General features: G+C 74.3%; 4 protein-coding genes. All 4 read left to right on the top strand.

Features of this window, described 5'->3' with window-relative positions:
* Positions 1–840 (top strand): TadA family conjugal transfer-associated ATPase (locus GCU67_RS21025; RefSeq protein ID WP_163613451.1); only part of this gene is annotated, 840 nt, incomplete at its 5' end.
* A complete protein-coding gene (locus tag GCU67_RS21020) occupies positions 837–1,700 on the top strand; it encodes a type II secretion system F family protein (protein ID WP_170311092.1) in 864 nt (287 codons plus the stop codon). The genes GCU67_RS21025 and GCU67_RS21020, both read left to right, overlap by 4 nt.
* A 70-nt stretch (positions 1,701–1,770) precedes the next feature.
* A complete protein-coding gene (locus GCU67_RS21015) occupies positions 1,771–2,712 on the top strand; it encodes a type II secretion system F family protein (RefSeq protein WP_338105194.1) in 942 nt (313 codons plus the stop codon).
* A gap of 28 nt (positions 2,713–2,740) precedes the next feature.
* A complete protein-coding gene (locus GCU67_RS21010) occupies positions 2,741–2,947 on the top strand; it encodes a hypothetical protein (protein WP_163613449.1) in 207 nt (68 codons plus the stop codon).
* Positions 2,948–2,983: the final 36 nt, after the last annotated feature.

Genomic DNA, 2,983 nt, shown 5'->3' with positions numbered 1-2,983 from the left:
TCGACCCCGTTCGTCGACGCGATGTTGCCGGATGGTTCCCGCCTGCACGTCGTCATCCCGGACGTGACCCGCCGCCACATGGCGGTCAACATCCGCAAGTTCGTCCTGCAGGCGCACAGCCTCGACGAGCTGGTGGAGCTGGGCACTCTCACCGCGCAGGCCGCCCGCTTCCTCGAGGCCTCGGTCGCGGCGGGCCTGAACATCCTGGTCTCCGGCGGGACCCAGGCCGGTAAGACCACGATGCTCAACTGCCTGGTCGCCGCCGTGCCCGCCCGCGAGCGCGTGGTCACCTGCGAGGAGGTCTTCGAGCTCCGCGTGCCGCTGCCCGACGTGGTCGCCATGCAGACCCGCCAGCCCAACCTCGAGGGCGCCGGGGAGATCCCACTGCGCCGGCTGGTGAAGGAGGCGCTGCGGATGCGGCCCTCTCGGCTGGTGGTCGGCGAGGTGCGCCAGGAGGAGTGCCTCGACCTGCTGATCGCCCTGAACTCCGGGCTGCCCGGCATGTGCACGCTGCACGCCAACAGCGCCCGCGAGGCCGTGGTGAAGATGTGCACCCTGCCGCTGCTGGCCGGGGAGAACATCGGCCACGCCTTCGTCGTCCCCACCGTGGCCGCCAGCGTCGACCTGGTCGTGCACGTGGGCACCGAGCCGAGTGGGCAGCGCCGGCTGCGGGAGATCGTGGCGCTGCCCGGCCGTGCCGAGGGCAGTGTCGTGGAGACCGCGGACGTCTTCACCACCCGCGACGGCCGGCTGGTGCGCGCCGACGGCTACCCGCCGCACGCCGAGCGGTACGCCGCGCACGGCTTCGACCTCGCCGCCCTGCTGGGGGACCGCGGGTGACCGTCTCCGGTGGGCTCCTCGGCCTGCTGCTCGGGGTGGGGCTGCTGCTCGTGTGGCGCAGCGGCTCCCGCACGCCGGTGCGCCGCTCGGGAACCGCGCGTCCGGGCCGCCGCCAGCAGCTCCTCGGTGCGGCCGGCCTGACCGGGATCAACTCCGCGCAGCTGCTCGCGCTGCAGGTCGTGCTCGGGCTGGTGGTGACCGTGCTGGTCCTGCTGACCACCCGGACGGTGACGATCAGCCTCGCGTTCGGGGTCTTCGGCTCCGCCGTGCCGTACCTGCTGGTGCGGCGGTTGGCCGCCAAGCGCCGGGCGGACCTGCGCGAGGTGTGGCCCGAGGTCGTGGACAACCTCGCCTCCGCCGTGCGGGCCGGCCTCTCGCTGCCCGAGGCGCTGTCGGCCCTCGCCGTCCGCGGGCCCGAGGTGCTGCGCGGTTCCTTCGCCCGGTTCGCCGCCGACCACCGCTCCAGCGGCCGGTTCAGCGACGCGCTCGACCGGCTCAAGGACGACCTCGCCGACCCGGTCGGCGACCGCATCGTCGAGACCCTGCGGGTGGCCCGCGAGGTCGGCGGCAGCGACCTCGGCCGGGTGCTGCGGACACTGGCCAGCTTCCTCCGCGAGGACGCCCGCACGCGGGCCGAGCTCGAGACCCGGCAGGGCTGGGTGGTGCAGGCCGCGCGGCTCGCCGTCGGCGCGCCCTGGGTGGTGTTGCTCCTGCTGGCCACCCAGCAGCAGACGCTGACCGCCTACGACAGCCCGGTCGGGACCGCGCTGCTGCTCGGCGGCGGCGCGGTGTGCCTCGTGGCCTACCGGCTGATGCTGCGGATCGGGCGGCTGCCGCAGGACGTGCGGGTGCTCCAGTGAGTCAGCATCGCAGCGAGCGTCAGCGAGCGGGGAGCGGAGCGAACGGGTCGCGGAGCGACGGGGTGTCGTCGTGAGCGCGGGTCTCCTCGGGATGCTGCTGGGGCTCACCGCGGCCGCGGGGGTGCTGCTGGTCGTGGGCTTCGCGCCGCCGATGCGGCAGGTGCGGCTGGTCGACCGGCTGGCGCCCTACGTGCACGACACCCCCGCGCCGTCGCGGCTGCTGGGGACCGTCACCCAGCCAGGCATGCTCAGCGCCGCCCGGCGGGTGTTCGGTCCGGTGCTCGCCGACGGCGCGCGGCACGTCGACCGGCTGCTCGGTGGCCGGGTCGCCGTCCGCCGCCGGCTGGACGCCCTCGGCGCGGAGACCTCGGTCGAAGACTTCCGGGTCGAGCAGGTCGTGTGGGGCGGGCTTGGGCTGCTGGGCGGGGCGCTGGTCACGACGGTGGGCTCGGCGCTGGCCGGCTCGGTCAACGTGCTGTCGGCGGTGCTGCTGTGCGTGGCCGGCCTGGTCGGTGGCGTGCTCGGTCGGGACTGGTGGCTGACCCAGCAGGTGCAGCGCCGCGAGGAGCTGTTGCTGGCGGAGTTCCCGGTCATCGCCGAGCTGCTCGCGCTGGCCGTGACCGCGGGGGAGAGCCCGACCGCGGCGATCGCCCGGGTGACCCGCCTGTCCGGCGGTGAGCTGGCCCGCGAGCTGGGCGCCACGCTGGGCCGTGCCCGCGCCGGCGTCCCGCTGGTGGAGGCGCTGCAGCAGCTGGCCGACCGCACCTCGCTGGATCCGCTGGCCCGCTTCGTCGACGGCGTGATCGTGGCCATCGAGCGTGGGACGCCGCTGGCCGAGGTGCTGCGAGCCCAGGCCGCCGACGTCCGGGAGGCCGGCAAGCGCCGCCTGCTGGAGGCCGGTGGCCGCAAGGAGATCCAGATGATGGTGCCGGTCGTGTTCCTGGTGCTGCCGGTCACCGTCATGTTCGCCCTGTTCCCGGGGCTGATCAGCATCGTCTCGCTGGCGCAGTGACGCCGGTGACCAACAGAGAGGACGACGGATGCGCCCCTACGCGTACCTGACCGCTGCACTCGCCGCCCTGGCGGCCCGGCTGCACGACGACGATCCCGAGCGCGGTGACGTGCCCGGCTGGGTCATGATCACGGTGATGACGGCGGCCCTCGTGCTGGCCATCCTCATCCCGTTCCGCGAGGCGATCGTGACCGCGGTGACCACCGCGCTGGGCTCCGTCACGAGTGTCCAGTGAACTGACGGCGGCCGACGATCGCGAACGAGGCAGTGC

The organism is Modestobacter muralis, from assembly GCF_010682105.1.
Classification (GTDB): domain Bacteria; phylum Actinomycetota; class Actinomycetes; order Mycobacteriales; family Geodermatophilaceae; genus Modestobacter; species Modestobacter muralis.
The sequence above is the reverse complement of the archived record's forward strand: the minus strand, read 5'-3'. Positions and strand labels throughout refer to the sequence as shown.

Coding starts and splice junctions, on each gene's coding strand:
- GCU67_RS21010 (WP_163613449.1), top strand. CDS start 2,741: ATGCGCCCCTACGCGTACCTGACCGCTGCACTCGCCGCCCTGGCGGCC.